The sequence below is a fragment of the Chitinophaga sp. CCNWYY40 genome, from assembly GCF_037483205.1.
GTDB classification, from domain to species: Bacteria; Bacteroidota; Bacteroidia; order Chitinophagales; family Chitinophagaceae; genus Chitinophaga; species Chitinophaga ginsengisegetis.
Map to the genome: position 1 here is coordinate 440,113 of NZ_JBBHLF010000003.1, position 16,134 is coordinate 456,246.

The window sequence follows — 16,134 nt, forward strand, 5'->3', positions numbered from 1 at the left end:
TTAATCCTGTTAACTGATTACCACGATGAACCGCTTCGACCGCTTAACCGCCATCCTCATACATCTGCAATCCAAAAAACTGGTGCTGGCCCAGGAAATTGCCGACCGCTTTGATGTGAGCCTGCGTACTGTTTACCGCGACGTACGTTCGCTGGAACAGGCCGGGGTACCCGTTATCGGCGAAAAAGGACTGGGTTACTCCATTATGGAAGGTTATCGCCTGCCACCGGTAATGTTTACCGAAGAAGAAGTAATTGCTTTCCTGATGGCAGAAAAAATGCTGGAACATCATGCCGACCTGCAAAACAGCGAACGCTTTAAAGGCGCGATGTTCAAAGTAAAAGCCGTGCTGCGCAATGCACAGAAAAAAGTGCTGGAAGACCTGGAAGAAAATATTGCCGTTAAGCATAAAGTATCCGAACATAATCACCTGCTCAATGATACCCTTCCCCTGCTCATCAGGGCAGTAGGTGAAAAGACAGTGCTGCATATCCAATATGCTACCGAAACCGGCATTAATGAAAGGGATATAGAACCCATCGGTATCTTCCGGGAAAATGGCAGCTGGAATGCCATCGCCTTCTGTACCACCTCCAAAAAGTATCATCCTTTCAGAACAGAGCGGATGCTTTCTGTAAAAGATACCGGCCGGCCATTCCACCGGCAACACATCTCCCTGACCGAATACCTGGCAAACAAACCTAAAGATAACGGACAGTCGTTCCCGGTAGTGATCAACGTGCATAACGATATGGCCCGGTATCTTACAGAACAGAAATATAACTACGGCTTTAACAGTGAGAAAGCAGGTAAAACGCACACCCGTATGGAATTTGAGGCGCCCTGTATACAGGCATTTTCCCGGTGGTATATCACCTTCGCTGATCAGGCCGACATTATTAGCCCTGCTTCCCTTAAAACCCTGGTAAAGGACCGGCTGAAGGAAATGCTGAAAAAAGTTTCCTGACCCGTTTTCCCAACTGACATACCGTTGTCACACCCCACCGGTAATTTTGGAATATGAACAGTCAGCAGATCATACAACACCGGCTGCATCAGCAGCAGCTCCTCCATTCCCGTTTTACCCGGCCCGCCGACCTGGTACGCTGGATGGGCTGCATACAGGCCCAGGATTATGCAGGCGCCAAATGGGCCATCGGCAACCGTATTAAAGGCAGTACCGACGCCTCCATTGAAAAGGATTTTAACGAAGGAAAAATCCTGCGCACCCATATCCTGCGCCCCACCTGGCACTTTGTGGCGCCGGAAGATATCCGCTGGATGCTGCAACTGACCGCTCCCAAAATAAAAGCCTTTAATAAAAGACTGCACGTAAAACTGGGCATCTCCGACAAAGACCTGAAACGGAGCAACAACATTATCACCAAAGCGCTCAGCGACCATAAATTCCTCACGCGCACAGCCCTCCTTCCATTGCTCGCCAAAGCAAAGATCAACACCGATGATATCCGGCTGGGATTCCTCCTGATGGATGCGGAGCTGGAAGGACTCATCTGCAGCGGCCCCCGCCAGGGAAAACAATTTACCTATGCGTTGCTCTCCGACCGCGTACCCGATGCGCCTGCACCTGGCCGCGAAGAAGCTATCGCCCGCCTCACCCTATGTTACTTCAGCAGCAGAGGCCCCGCCACCATCCAGGATTTCCAGTGGTGGAGCGGGTTAAATATCGCCGATATCAAAACAGGACTGCACCTCAACAAAGAACAACTTTCCCATACCGTTGCTAACGGGCAAGCCTATTGGTTTGCTGCGGGCGCACCGGCAAATAAACGCACGGTTTCCTCCACATTCCTTCTGCCCAGCTACGATGAATACGCCGTGGCTTATAAAGACCGCTGCGATATCCTCCCTGCCGAGCACCAGTCCACCGCCGGTTATGGCATCTTTAAACCTGTAGTGGTGGTGAACGGGCAGGTGAGCGGCATCTGGAACCGGAAAGAAAGCAGTCGGCATATTACTGTGGCCACACAACTGATCTGTCCCGGCAAAAAAGCAGCAGTAGACACCGCAGCTGCCGCCTACGCGGCTTTTATGGGGAAGAAGCTGCAAAGCGTCACCTCCATATAAAGCCCAACGGCAAAAAGTGCCTGATATTTGGTTACTTTGTTTGACTATAGACTCATATTAAGAAAACGATAACCAGATTATCAGATGATAGACGATATTCAACTTCAGCTAAGAACGGTGAATGTAACCCGCTACGTAACGCCGTTACGTGAAGGTGGTTCGCTGCCGGCCATCGCCGAAGCAGACGACGGATTCCTGTATGCCCTGAAGTTCAGGGGCGCAGGCCAGGGCGTAAAAGCACTCATCGCAGAATTAATCGGCGGCGAACTGGCCAGGATACTCAAACTGAAAATACCGGAACTCGTATTTGCCAATCTCGATGCTGCTTTTGGCCGTACAGAACCCGATGAAGAAATACAGGACCTCCTGAAAAAAAGTGTGGGCCTCAATCTTGCCCTGCACTATTTATCCGGCGCTACCACCTACGACCCTACGGTAAATACCATTGATGCGTTAACAGCGTCGAAGATCGTGTGGCTGGACTGCCTCCTGACCAATGTAGACCGCACCGCCCGCAACACCAATATGCTGATGTGGCGCAATGAACTGTGGCTTATTGATCATGGCGCCTCGCTCTATTTCCATCACTCCTGGCAAAACTGGCAGGAACAATCCCTTCGTCCTTTTGTACAGGTAAAAGATCATGTGCTGCTGCCACAGGCCAGTGAGCTGGAACAGGTAGATGCCGCTTTCAACCTGATCCTCACGCCGGAGCGGATACGCGCCGTTGTAAACATCATTCCCGAAGAATGGTTGCGTAGTGAAGATAGCAACGATGTTACACCGGAAGAAAGACGCCAGGTATATTTTGAATTTTTAACAAACCGGATCAGCCACTCCGGAATTTTTGTAAAAGAAGCACAACATGCAAGACAATCACTTATATGAGTACGCTGTAATACGGGTGGTGCCAAGCGTAGAGCGGGAAGAATTTCTGAATGTTGGTGTTATTCTCTATTGCAGGCAACAAAAATTTTTACGGGCAGTATATACATTAAACGAAGAAAAACTACACGCACTTTCTCCGGAAACGGATGTTAACACCATCCGCCCCTACCTCGACGCCTTTGTGGAAATTTCCAAAGGCAGCAAAGCAGGTGGCCCGATCGGGGCGCTGGATCTCGCCAGCCGCTTCCGCTGGTTAACTGCCACGCGCAGCAGTGTGGTACAAACATCGAGGGTGCATCCCGGGTTTTGCAGCGCTGATGCGGAAGATACGCTGATGCGGTTGCACCGGCAGCTGGTACTTTAAATAACGCAAAAAATGCAGATGCCGGGTAAATAACCCGGCATCTGCATTTTAAGGCAATCGTTATTTTGTTCCGAGATTTTTACGGACCAGCTGCACAAAGGCATCTGGTGTAACTACCCGTACATTTTTGTTCAGGCCAGTTATTACTGTACTTATGGCCGACATATCTTTTGTCCAGGTATGTACAAACACCAGTGTATAACCTGAACGGCTATACGGGTCTGCAGGTCTGGCGTTGATATTACTGATCACAGTAGCTTCTTCTTCCAACCCTGCCCATAGGTTATCGCCGGCTTCTATAACAGGTTTCCCGTTGGCAGAAAAGCGGATACTGCCACCGGGTGCTTCTCCGTAACCGGTATACAGCAGGGCATCTATATTAGGTTGTGCGAGATATTTATCCCACAGATCCATTCTTTCCAGGGCGCCCTGATCCAGGATATTCACGATATTCAGATCGGATTTTGCCATAAAGGTATTCAGGCGTTGCACGTACTGGTCGAGTGCGGCGGCCGGCATTTTGCTGGGAAAAGTATATCCACTTCCACTTGGTCCGGCTACAAAAAAATCCCTGCCTTTATCTGTATTAGCTGCCTTTTCATAGTACCACCGCATGGCGGCAGGCGCCAGGTCCACCAGGGAAGGGCTGATAGTATAGCCCATATTGAATGTGCCTCTCAGCGGATGGCTGAAGTATTGCTGCATGCTCCACAGATCGTAGCCTACATTATCGCCGTCACTCAGCAGGAAAGTAACGTAGTGTACATTTTGTTCTGCCGCCGGTGTGGTGCGGCCCTGCTGCTTCAACGGCGCTTCGTCATACACACTGCTCAATGGCGCAAGATTAGCGGCCAGGTCTGTTGGCAACATTACAACGCCGGCAGCAGCTGCATTTGCCACCATCGAAAATTCTTCCTTCCCGTATCCGAAGCAAAAGGCTTCCGGCTGCAGGGCTTTTAGCACATCGGCGCGCCAGGGCGTTTCGCCGTCGTAAAAAGTAAACGCATTGGTGAGCGTAATGTAATCCCGGAGGTGGTGATCAATAGCAGGGTTCTGTTCTGCTGCCAACGAGCGGCTGAATGTTGCAGGATAATGTTCCCATACCCACTTCTCATCACGTGCACGCATATCCGCTTTCTTTATCTTTATACCGGCAGTGATAACAGCCGTTTCCAGGCTGGCATCCACTGCAATGGCATTCATGGGTCCGCACAGGGAATTTGCGGCAGTGAGAGAGCGGATATTTTTAGTGCGGTTGTACAGCACATAGCCACTCACTTTAGGGGCGAAGTGCCGGAGTAGTTCCGCCCATGACGTATAGTTAGTAATCCTTATTTTATATTTTTCGGAAAGATAATTTTTCCATACGGAAGAAGCGCCTCCCTCATCAATATAGATCTGTTCACCGGAAGTTTTCGCTACTACTCCCTGGAGTGTGGCGATCAGCACTTTTTGTTCGGCGGTGAGCGAGCTGGCCGGGATCACACACAGCGCTGTGAGGGCAGCGCCCTTCTGATGGAGTACCCCTTTCTTCAATACAACGGTATCTGCTCCCGGTGGTGGTACTACGGCTACTTCGGTAGTATTCTTTTTGCCACAGGCCGTAACAACGGCCAGCATGGTGGCTATAAAAAAGATAAAAGTATGGCTATTTCTCATATAAGAAATGTGATCAGTTGGTGATAAAAAATAAATAGAAACAGTGTGGCATTTGCGTTAAAACACCTGTACTTCCGCGATGTTGGTGCTGGAAGTGCCGTATACTTTTGTTACGGTGAACTTCACGTACCGCGCCTGTTTTAGCGTAGATACAAAATATTTGTACCAGGGCTGACCGGGATCATGCGGTATATCTTTTAATACAGCCACTTCTGTCCAGGTGGCATTATCCGTACTAACGGAAACGGTTATATCCTGGGGTTGACCATGACCATCGGTTTGCCAGCTGCCCTCAAAATAACGGTCCATGATACCGATGCCATGTACCGCTTTCTCTTCTCCCATATCTACTATAAAATAATGGGGAGGACCGGGCTCACCACCCGACCATTTGGAATTCCAGAAGGTGGATGGATCATTGTCTATCGCTCTTGCGGCCAGCCCGTTTCCACCGCCTTCCGCTGGTTCTTCCGTGGAAAAACCGGCAATGGTCCATTTAGCCTGATCATAAGGTATCATGCTGTTCAGATCCGCTGTAGCATTTACCACATAATAAGTAGTTTGTTGGTAGGCACTGGCGTTGGCTCCTTCAATGCTTTCAATACTAACGGGGATCATATAATCCTGGAAGGGATTTATTTTTCCTTTGGCGTGGATTGCCAGTCCTGTTGCAGCAGTAATAGAAGTGCCTTTAACAATAGTAGCAGTAGCAGGCATTTCGTAACTGCCTTCAGGTAATACGCGGTAATCAGTGCCATTCTGTTCATTGAAGAAAGCCACCTTTTCCGGGTCTGCCTTGAAGTGTACCACAATATCACTTCCCGCTACCGCATTGGTCACAGTAGCATATTCAGCGCCGGTTATAACCGCGCTCACCGGTATGGTGTAAGGCGTATCTGCCATCTCAAACGTGACCTTTACTACACCCAATGCGTTGGGCATGTACACAGTTGACGTGGCGACACGATCTTTCTTACAAGCGGTGAAAACAATAAGACCTGTGATGAGCAGGAAAAAAATATAGCTGGATAATCTGTTCATAAAATCGGAATTAAAGAAGGTTGCTGCAAAAATCAATACCCGGGATTCTGCCCGTTCTGCCAGTTGTCTTCCCCACCGCTCTGGGCACGGATCGCCGGATTACGATCCAGTACATGCTGCGGAATAGGCATGATGTACATCTTTGGCAGGAACAGGCGGTTGCTCACATTCACCGGCGTATAAGTGAGGGTAGCCGTTCCCGTTATGACCATGCCTTTTTCCGGCCGGTTTAACACACCTGTTGAACCATCCATCATACGGTCCGCTATTTTCCAGCGCAGCACATCCCACCAGCGCCTGTCTTCAAAAGCCAGTTCCACCCTGCGCTCACGGCGGATGATATCTCTCATCTGCTGTTTATTCACTGTTCCGTAGGTGGCTTCTACTGTGGGCAGGTTACCGGCGCGTGTGCGCACCTTATTCACCGCCGCCAGCACTTCCGCAGTAGGTCCGTTCACTTCATTTTCTGCTTCTGCGAAACTGAGTAACACTTCTCCAAAGCGGAAAAACATATAGTTCTGGTAAGAGGTGCTGTTGGCGCGGTTATCACTCCCCAGAATCTTTTCGTCCAGCCGCTTACAGGCATAGTAACCTGTATGGGTAACATCACTGGTATATCCCAGATCAATTTCATTGGCAGTTTTTCGTCCGAGCCCTACTACCATGCGAAGGGTATCACCCTGCCAGGGCGAACCATTAAAGAGAATAGTCTGATAAAATCTTTTTTCTCTTCCTACGTATGGTTGCTGTGGATTATAGCCCGAACCCGGTTCATGAATCGCCTTACCGTTGGCCATCGAAAATTCATCCACCAGTTCCTGTGTAGGCTGAAAATTACCCCATGCCTGCTGTACACCGTTTACAATGGTAGGTCCTTCCTTACCTTCCAGCTGTCCGCCTTTTCCTTCCATATACTGCCTGGCAAAAATGGATTCTGTACTGTTGTTGCCTACCCGGAGGAACAGGTTGCGGAAGTCGGGATAAAGGTCATATACTCCAAGATCTATTACCTGCTTATTGGTTTTCGCGGCCAGTTTCCATCTTTCAAGGTCGCCGCCGGGATTGGCCACATCACCGGAATTGCGCAACGGGCTGGCATAAAACAGTTCACACCATCCTTTCAGGGTAAGTGCAGCCCCTTTGGTGGCCCTGCCGGGTTCTGACTGTTTTTCAGGTAAGATGTCTGCAATTTCCCCCAGTTCTTTATCGATGAATTCAAATGTTTGTTTTGAGGTACTTCTTGGTACATAAATATCATCCCCCTGGGTAAGATTATCCAGCACATTGGTAATAACAGGCACGCCACCATAAGCCATCCATAACCAGTGATAGTACATAGCTCTTAAAAAGCGCGCTTCGGCGATCCTTTCTTTTTTATAATCCTCCGGCAACGCAGATGCGCCCACTTTCGTGATAAAGAGATTGCATTTCCGGATCTTCTCGTAATTCCCGGTGCGACTGTCGTTGTTACTTTCTTTTCCCCAGTACCACATATCCCACGGTCCGCGGGGCAGGTTGGAAGGCGTGATATTAGCTACCCGGATACTGCTGTAACCGGCCATCCAGGTAACGCCTACATCCGAATTATCCGTATACTGTTCCAGGTGTTCCGTTTCATTATTCATATCCGGCAACTGGTTATAAATATCATTGAGAAAGAGATCGGCATTATTGGTAGATGCCCATACGGCATCATCTCCCACCCTGTCACGCGCCTGTACATCCAGGAAATCTTTTTTACAGGAAATGAACAGGAGGGTGGCAGTCAGTATTAAAAGGTATTGTTTTATCTTGAACATGGCTGTTGACGGTTTGGATATTAAAAGGTTACGTTCAGTCCGAATGAAAATACCTGCTGCTGGAAATAATATTGTCCGTTAGAAGAACGGGCTTCAGGATCAATCATCTCCTTCATATTCGGCGTCCATGTCCATAAGTTCTGTCCGGATACATACACGCGGAGTTGTTGCATATACCAGCGTTTGGTGAGGGAAGACGGCAGGGTGTAACCAAATTCCGCGCTTCTCAGCTTCAGATAGGATGCATCCCGCACCCACCAGGAAGAGAACCGGGTATTATAGGCCACTGGCTGATTGGTAGTACGCGGATACAATGCATCCGGGTTGGCAGGCGTCCAGTGATTATCATAATATAACTTGCTGGCAGATCCTTGCTGGTCGAAAGGATACACCAGGTTGCCACCTACCGGCAAACTGATCTGCGCGGCGCCCTGTAACAAGAGGTTCAGGTCGAAACCTTTCCAGGAGATAGCAGGAGATAAGCCGAAGATCATTTGCGGTACGCCATTGGGGCGACCGATCACGGTTTCATCATTATCATCTATCACGCCGTCGGCTTTACCATCCGGGCCACTCAGGTCTGCATATTTGAGATCTCCCGGCTTCACCGGTGCATTGGCCAGCGAAGCAATACCTGCTTTCAGCGTTCCATCTGCATTAAAATCATCGGGTTTATAATAGCCCAGCGCCTTCAATCCAAACTGGGTGCCATTGGCCCGGCCGGTACGACGGCGGTTGGGATTATTAAAAGTGGCATCCGATTCAAATACCTGTAACAGCTTATTTTGTGCATAGGTAAAGTTGCCGTTTACTTCCAGCTTTAACCCGTTGGAAAAAATATGCGCAGTACCCACGCTCAGCTCAATCCCCTGGTTACTCATGATGGCGGCATTTAATTCAGACAGCCCTGTACCGTATTCTGCCGGCACTGTTACCGTGGGCGGCACCAGCATGTTTGAACGCTTTTCATAAAAATAATCCACGCCGAACGAGAGGGCGCCATCCCACAAAATTCCATCTACACCTATATCTGTTTTCTTTGCCCGCTCCCAGGTGATAAAGGTATTTCCCTGGATCGTTTCATAGATCCCTGTAGTAAGCGCATTACCTAATACTGCTGCGTTATTATAAACGGCATAACCACTCATATACTGGAACGGACCGCCGGCAAGATTACCGGATTCTCCATAGGAGGCCCGGACCTTCAGCAAATTGATCCAGCTGTAATGATCCTTTATAAAGTTCTCCTGGCCTATATTCCAGCCCAGTGAAAACGCCGGAAAGAAACCGTACTTACGACCGGGAGCAAAATAATAATGACCGTCATACCTGCCGGATACTTCCGCCAGGTACTTACCGGCGTAACCGTAACTCAACCGGTATACATAACCCACCTGCCGCTGTTCAGAAGAGGATCCGCCATTACTGATATCACCGTTGGCCACCCCTCCCCTGTCCAGTTCATCAATATCTATCGGGTAATTCCTCCTGCTGGCATCTACGTTCCAGCCTTTCTGAATGCGAGATTCAGCTACGCCGAGGAATGTAATATCGTGCGCCCCGAAGGTGTTGTGGTAGTTGATATACCCCTGATAGGTAAACGCTTTATTCTGGCTGTTGCTCAGCTGGAGCGACGGTTTCGCAGGGCCAATCAGCCGTTGCGTATATTCGTATGGGTTAGTGCTGAAGTTTACGCTGTAGGTTGGTATAGGTGTTTGCCATACTTTGGTGTACGTGGTATAGGGATCGTAGCTGGCCACTCCTTTAATGCTAAGGCCCTTCAGGAAAGGCAGTTGCTGCTCTATTGAAAAGGTGGTCATAATCTGCGTATTCTCGTTTTTCACATAGCCACTATGGTTAATGGTACCCACAAGTGAATTGGTAATATAACTTCCCCACAATCCATTACTATAGTAAATAGCAGATGTAGGCGGCGTTCTGAATGCCTGGTACATAATTCCTCCGCCGGCGGCAGCATAGCGGTTGTTGGCATCTCCGTTGTAAGGATCGGCATAACCGGAATACTGCTGGTTTTCCACCCAGCCACTCAGCGATAGCCCTACGCGGGTAGTGCTGGTAGCCTGTACATCCAGGTTGGCCAATACGTTATATTTTTTCAGGTTGGTGGTAGAAAACTGTCCGTCCTGGTTAGTATAACTGAAGGCGGTGAAATACCTGACTTTTTCTGTTCCGCCGGAAAGCTGCAGATTGTGATTGGTGAGCAGAGCATTTCTTTGTATAACATCACGGAGCCCGCTGCTGTTGGGGTATTTGTCGGGATCGGCATCTGCTGCGCCGGTAACAGTTTTTCTATATTGCTCTACTTCTTCCGGTGTAAAAGCAGGATTTAATCCGCTGTTCCGGTTGGCTTCATTGGTTAATAATGCATACTCCCAGGAATTAACCATTTTGGGCATGCGTGTTGGATTTTGGATGCCTGCATAACCATTATAGGACAGCGTAGGCACACCGGTTTTACCTTTCTTAGTGGTTACCAGTATCACGCCGTTGGCGCCAGCCAGGCCATAAGGCGCTACTGCTGCCGCGTCTTTCAGGATGGTGACAGACTCAATAGAGGCCGGATCCAGCCGCGAAAAATCACGGTAAATGCCATCCACTACCAGCAGGGGGTTGGCGTTGCCTAACGTGGAGGTGCCTCTGATACGAAGCCGGGAGCCGTCCTGGCCAGGTTCGCCGCTGCCCTGGTCTGCAATAATGCCGGGCGCACGTCCTACGAGGTTATTGGTAAGATTGACCACCGGCTTTTGTGCAAAATCCTTTCCCTTCACAGTAGATACCGCTGCGGTAGTAGTTGCTTTCTGTTGTGTGCCATAACCCACTACAATGACTTCTCCAAGTGCAGTGGAGCCTTCTTTCAACTGCACATCGATACGGGATTGTCCGCCAACAGGTACTTCTTTCGTAACATACCCGATAAAGGAAAATACCAGGATAGCATTTTCATTGTTGCCGGCAGGGATATTGAAGTGCCCTTCCGCATCGGTATTAGCGCCTGTAGAGGTGCCTTTCAGTCGCACATTTACCCCCGGAAGCAATTCACCTTTGGTAGAGGTAACTGTGCCGGCTATACGCTTTTCCTGCACCACCGTTTTGGGAGGAGCCGGCTTTGGTACAATAAAAATATACCGGTCGTTTTGCCGGTAGGTGAGATTTGTTTTTGCCAGCAGGAGATCGAGTGTGGCAGCAACGGTCCGTGTGCCCGCAGGCAGGTTTACCTGCCCGATGCGGCTTAGTTCCGCAACCCTGTAACCAAAACGGAAATCTGTTCGTTGCTCAATTTCTTTTAACGTGGCTTCGAGGCTTTTGCCGGAAACACCCAGTGCAATTTTTGTCTGGTGGATATCCTGGCCGTTTGTTCTGCCTGCCATCAGTAACTGGCAACCAAAAAGCAATATGGCCAGTGTTATCGTGGAACATCTCATAATCCAAAGGATTGTTTTGTTCAGGATAAGACGCTCATAAGGGCGCATCCGTCCCTTACTTACTGAAAAAATCATAGATTTGTTTGGTTTTAATCGGTTGACATACTGAGTTTAAAAACCATCCGGTTATAGGTGCTTGCCTGCACCTGTAACCAATTTTCAGGTATCGTCGTGGTTGCCTCCACGGCGATACTTTTTTAAACTGATTTCATAACGTATTTTTTTGCCGCTGTAAAGGCTAATCGAAGTGGAACTTTTTCATGGTACGTGATTATGATGATGAATACAAGTAAACCGTGTTAACATCCCTTTCCACTGATAATAATAGTGCTGCCTCTCATTTTCCACGAGCATCCGTTCAATTCGCAGATCATTTTCATCACTTCCCCGATACTTTCCCCATGCAAAAAAGAAAGGGAAAAACGGCAGTTGCGGATGGCGTCATTCCCCAATTCCACCTGCACATTATACCACCGGCCAATGATGGCGGCGGCCTGCTCCATTGTCACATCGTCCATAATAAGTTCTCCTTTTTTCCAGGCCAGCAGGTTTTCCGCATTCACTGTATCAATTTTTGCACGCCGGCTTACTGCTTCATATTCCAGTTTTTCGTTGGGATGTAATACGCCTAATGCCGTAGTTCCCGCTGCCACACTCACTTTTCCGCTAACCACCGTTACCGCCAGCGGCGCCTGCTGGTAGGCCTGTATATTAAACACTGTTCCCAGCACCTTCACCGCCACATTACCACTATGCACAATAAACGGCTGCTGATCCCTGCGGGTAACATCAAAACAGGCTTCTCCCTCAACATACAATTCCCGGGTATTACCGGTAAAGGCAACAGGATATCGCAGTTTACTGCCGTTATTCAGCCACACCTCGGTGCTGTCTTCCAGTACCAGCCGTACCCGCTTGCCTGCGGGCGCCCATACTTCCTCATATACCAAAGCAGGTTTCCGGGATGGTTTCATGAGCAGCCAGGCGGCCAGGCCAGCACCGATCAGTACCAGTATCCCCGCGGCATAGGCGAGCCAGCGATGGGGTTTTAAAACAGGAACATCCTCCGTTTGGGAAAAACGGGGGTTCTCTTTAATCTGATCATAGAGTGACCGGGCTTCTCCGGGCGACAGCTGCGTGGCCGGTGTGAGCCCCGACCAGGTTTTGTCGAATGGCGACTGAACGGCATCATCAGATTCAGCCTGCCGCAACAGCAACATCAATTCTTCAAATTCCTGTTCATTGATGGTGTTGCCTGCCAGTTTTGTCAACAAAAGATGTATACGATGTTCATCCACGTGAAATACAATTTATCCCGGGCAGAAAAAAGCCGGTATAATGCAATACACGCAGGGGATACCTGTCGGGTAGTCAAAAAAAATATTTTTTTTTAAAATAACAGGGAGAATGCCAGGAAGCCAAAAACAATTTCGGCTTCGTTAAAATGGGTACGCAATACCTTCAGCGCAGCCATCATGTGATATTTAACAGTATGAGGAGAGATATTCATACGAACGGCTATTTCTTCATAGGTGAGCCCTTCAAACCTGCTTAAACGGAAAATTTCCTGTTGCTGGGGAGGCAATATATTCAATATCTGTCCCGTGATCCTTTCGAGATCTGCGCCCAGCACGGTTTCTTCCGTATCATTATGGTAGGCAGGAATAGATTCCCAGAGTTTCAGGGAAGCTGCACGGCTGCTGGCGGCCTGCCGTAACAGGTTTAAGGCAACCCGTCGTGCAATAGTATATACATAAGGGGCAAGGGCATAGTCCACACTCAGCTTTAACCGGTGTTCCCAAAGTCGCAACATCGTTTCCTGCACCACTTCCTTGCCCTGGTCTTTGTTCTTCAGGAAATGACAAGCCAACCCGTATATCTTCTGACTAAACCGGTCAAACACTTCACGGAACGCCGTCTCATCTCCCGCCTGTAGCCGAAGAATCAATTGCACATCCGGTGATTCCCTAGTATTTTCCAAATCCGGTAGTATAAAATAATAATGGTGGTTGATCTGATTTGTTGACTCCTTAAATGATCCTTCGACGCTATAACCCGAAAGTAAACTTTTTTTTCAAAATCGTACATCAACAAACAGGAAAGACCGGCGAAGGAAGCCCCCACCGGTCTTTGCTTACACAAAAGATATTAATTATTTATTGCCTTACAAAAGTATACGTCTTCCCCGCCTGCGTATCCAAATCATACAATATCGTATTGGGCAAAGACAACTCCTCCACCTTTGCTTTGTTGCTCACCAAAGCAGGAGCAGTGGGCGCTACTTCGAAGAAAGGATTGGTTTGAGCGCCACCAGCTGCTTTCAGTTGTCCGTTTTCCTTCAACGCATTGGGTACGCGCAGGCGGCAGTTGCCACCAAGCGTGGAACGGATTGTGATTTTACTCAGCTGACCATTTTCCCACACCATTTCCTTGATCTCAAAACCACCACGCGCACGTAAGCCGCTCACACGGCCATTCTTCCAGTCGTCCGGAAGGGCCGGCAACAGGTGGATAGCGCCATCCTGGCTTTGCAGCAGCATTTCACAGATTCCTGCGGTGCAGCCATAGTTCCCATCAATCTGGAAAGGAGGATGCGCATCAAAAAGATTGGGATAAGTACCACCGCCGCTGTTCTCTCCTTTATTTACGCCCGATGGGGTAAGCTGGTCTTTAATCAGTTTCCATGCATGATTGCCATCCAGCAAACGCGCCCAGAGGTTCACTTTCCAGCCCATCGACCAACCCGTGGACACATCGCCTCGTTGCAGCAACGAGGTGCGCGCAGCGCTGAACAAAGCAGGCGTGCGGTAGGCCGAGATCTGGTTGGCTGGATACAATCCGAATAAATGTGACACGTGACGGTGTTTGTCGTTTGGATCATCCAGATCCTGCAACCATTCCTGCAACTGGTTATACTGCCCCACCTGCATAGGTGGCAAACGCTTACGTGCCGCCTTCATTTTTTCCACCAGCGCTTTATCAGTTTGTAAGATTTCTGCGGCATGGATGGTATTGGTAAACAGATCAAATACCAGTTGATTGTCCATCGTGGTGCCTGCCGATATCGATACGCCGGGATAGGCTTTCGGATTATTTTCCGGCGACATGGAAGGCGATACCACCAGCCATTTATGTACCGGCTCTTCTACCAGAAAATCCAGGTAAAACTGCGCGGCGCCTTTTAATGCAGGATACACGGTTTGCAGGTATTTCTTATCGCCATTAAACAAATATTTCTCCCACGTATGCCGGCTTAACCATGCGCCACCCATTGGCCACAAACCGTAATAAATAGGATCTACCGGGCCTGTAATACGCCACAGATCTGTGTTATGATGCACTACCCAGCCACCGGCGCCATACATTACCTTCGCTGTTTCCCGGCCGGTAACAGATAAGTCCTTCACCATTTGTATCAATGGCTCATGCATTTCAGAAAGGTTTGTTTCTTCCGCAGGCCAGTAATTCATTTCTGTATTAATGTTGATAGTATACTTACTTCCCCACGGTGGATTCATCAGCGGGTTCCAGACTCCCTGCAGGTTTGCCGGCTGACCACCCGGTTGTGAAGCGGCTATCAGCAGGTAGCGGCCAAACTGGAAATACAGTGTTACCAGCTGCGGATCGTTGCCATTCCTGAAATCCCTGAGGCGGATGTCTGTTGGATTTTTGATAGAATCGGTGGTACCTAAGTCCAGCTGTACCCGGTTAAAGAAGTGCTGGTAAGTCGCTATGTGATCCTTTAAAAGATTTGCGAAATGCTTGGGCCATACCTTCGACATATACGCCGTGGTACGCTTTACTTCATCGCCGCTCAGATCAGCATAGTTTACAAAGTTGGTGGCAATTGACACGTAGATAGTTACCGCATCGGCGCCGGTAACATTGACAGTGTTACCATCGGCGGCAGTTTTACCACCACTGGTTTTAAATCTTACCTGCGACTGGAACTTCACCTTACCCGGCACACCGTCTTTATCCCCGCTGATACCGGATAACACCAGTTCATTATTTCCGCTGGTGACTATATTCGATTTTTGCGGGCTCTTCATGCCGGCGTTAAAAGTAATGCTGCCGGGTTTACTGGCGGTAAGCTGTATAATAATCGCCTGATCCGGTATAGAGGCAAATACCTGCCGGGTATACTTTACCCCGTTTACGGTATAGCTGGTAGCGGCTACCGCTGTTTGCAGATCCAGCTCCCGTTCATAACCGGTGTATTGCTCATGACCGGGAAATGCCAGTTCCAGGTCGCCCACCGGCTGATAGCACATGCCGTTGATCTTTTCTGACTGGATATTTTTTGCTGCTATATCGCTGGCCTCTTTCATTTTGCCATCGAAAATCAGCTGGCGGATTTCCGGCAACGCGGCCAGCGCATGTGGATTTTCATTGCGGTTGGGGCTGCCGCTCCATACCGTATTTTCGTTTAGCCGTATCAGTTCACTTCCGGGATTACCATATACCATTGCAGCCAGGCGGCCGTTGCCTACCGGCAGTGCCGCTTCCCATACTTTGCCTGAGGGACGGTCGTACCTGAGTTTCAGCTCCGTGCGCTGCGCCAACGCGGGCAGCGATGTTAGCAATGCTATAACGCAAACGGCTATAGTGTGTTTGTTCCTTCGCATGAGTTTTTACAGTTAAGTGGAATAAATTACTCCGGCGGTTTTCTTTCAAAACGCCGAACTGGTTACCGGTCTTATTGCCGCCCGGTCATTACGCCTGCGGCATTTCTTCCCCGGAAAAATCCGCTTGCCGGATCAAAATACAATTTATAATTGCAATTCTTTACATACAGCATCCTTTCATATTAATAACTAATCCCCTGCCGGATAGCAGGGGATTATGATGA

General features: G+C 49.0%; 11 protein-coding genes. 4 read left to right on the forward strand and 7 right to left on the reverse strand.

The annotated features are described in order from the left end of the window. Window positions 1-25 precede the first annotated feature (25 nt). The 4 genes from V7S65_RS12290 (at window position 26) to V7S65_RS12305 (ending at window position 3,340) form a co-directional block, all read left to right on the forward strand. A complete protein-coding gene (locus tag V7S65_RS12290; protein WP_336386924.1) occupies window positions 26-967 on the forward strand; it encodes a helix-turn-helix transcriptional regulator in 942 nt (313 codons plus the stop codon). A 53-nt stretch (window positions 968-1,020) separates the two neighbouring features. Next, a complete protein-coding gene (locus tag V7S65_RS12295; RefSeq protein ID WP_336386923.1) occupies window positions 1,021-2,088 on the forward strand; it encodes a winged helix DNA-binding domain-containing protein in 1,068 nt (355 codons plus the stop codon). A gap of 84 nt (window positions 2,089-2,172) precedes the next feature. Next, entirely contained in the window at window positions 2,173-2,976 is an 804-nt protein-coding gene (locus tag V7S65_RS12300; protein ID WP_079470165.1) for a HipA family kinase, read from the forward strand. Then, window positions 2,954-3,340: a DUF3037 domain-containing protein gene (locus V7S65_RS12305; RefSeq protein ID WP_079470166.1), complete on the forward strand. Its 387-nt coding sequence runs from the start codon at window positions 2,954-2,956 to the stop codon at window positions 3,338-3,340. The genes V7S65_RS12300 and V7S65_RS12305 overlap by 23 nt, the downstream gene beginning before the upstream one ends. A gap of 60 nt (window positions 3,341-3,400) precedes the next feature. Here the strand turns inward: V7S65_RS12305 and V7S65_RS12310 are convergent, their stop codons facing one another. From V7S65_RS12310 to V7S65_RS12340, 7 genes are all read right to left on the reverse strand, one after another. Then, entirely contained in the window at window positions 3,401-4,999 is a 1,599-nt protein-coding gene (locus V7S65_RS12310) for a GxGYxYP domain-containing protein (RefSeq protein ID WP_336386922.1), read from the reverse strand. A 57-nt stretch (window positions 5,000-5,056) separates the two neighbouring features. Next, complete coding sequence (locus V7S65_RS12315) at window positions 5,057-6,040, reverse strand: BT_3987 domain-containing protein (RefSeq protein ID WP_336386921.1); 984 nt, start codon at window positions 6,038-6,040, stop codon at window positions 5,057-5,059. Between the two features lie 32 nt (window positions 6,041-6,072). Next, entirely contained in the window at window positions 6,073-7,839 is a 1,767-nt protein-coding gene (locus tag V7S65_RS12320) for a RagB/SusD family nutrient uptake outer membrane protein (protein WP_336386920.1), read from the reverse strand. Window positions 7,840-7,859: 20 nt separating this feature from the next. Further along, window positions 7,860-11,282: a TonB-dependent receptor gene (locus tag V7S65_RS12325; RefSeq protein WP_336386919.1), complete on the reverse strand. Its 3,423-nt coding sequence runs from the start codon at window positions 11,280-11,282 to the stop codon at window positions 7,860-7,862. A 299-nt stretch (window positions 11,283-11,581) separates the two neighbouring features. Then, window positions 11,582-12,580, reverse strand: a complete 999-nt coding sequence (locus V7S65_RS12330; RefSeq protein WP_336386918.1) for a FecR family protein — start codon at window positions 12,578-12,580, stop codon at window positions 11,582-11,584. A 92-nt stretch (window positions 12,581-12,672) separates the two neighbouring features. Next, window positions 12,673-13,263: an RNA polymerase sigma factor gene (locus V7S65_RS12335; RefSeq protein WP_336386917.1), complete on the reverse strand. Its 591-nt coding sequence runs from the start codon at window positions 13,261-13,263 to the stop codon at window positions 12,673-12,675. 175 nt (window positions 13,264-13,438) lie between these two features. Further along, window positions 13,439-15,910, reverse strand: a complete 2,472-nt coding sequence (locus V7S65_RS12340) for a glycoside hydrolase family 95 protein (protein ID WP_336386916.1) — start codon at window positions 15,908-15,910, stop codon at window positions 13,439-13,441. Window positions 15,911-16,134: the final 224 nt, after the last annotated feature.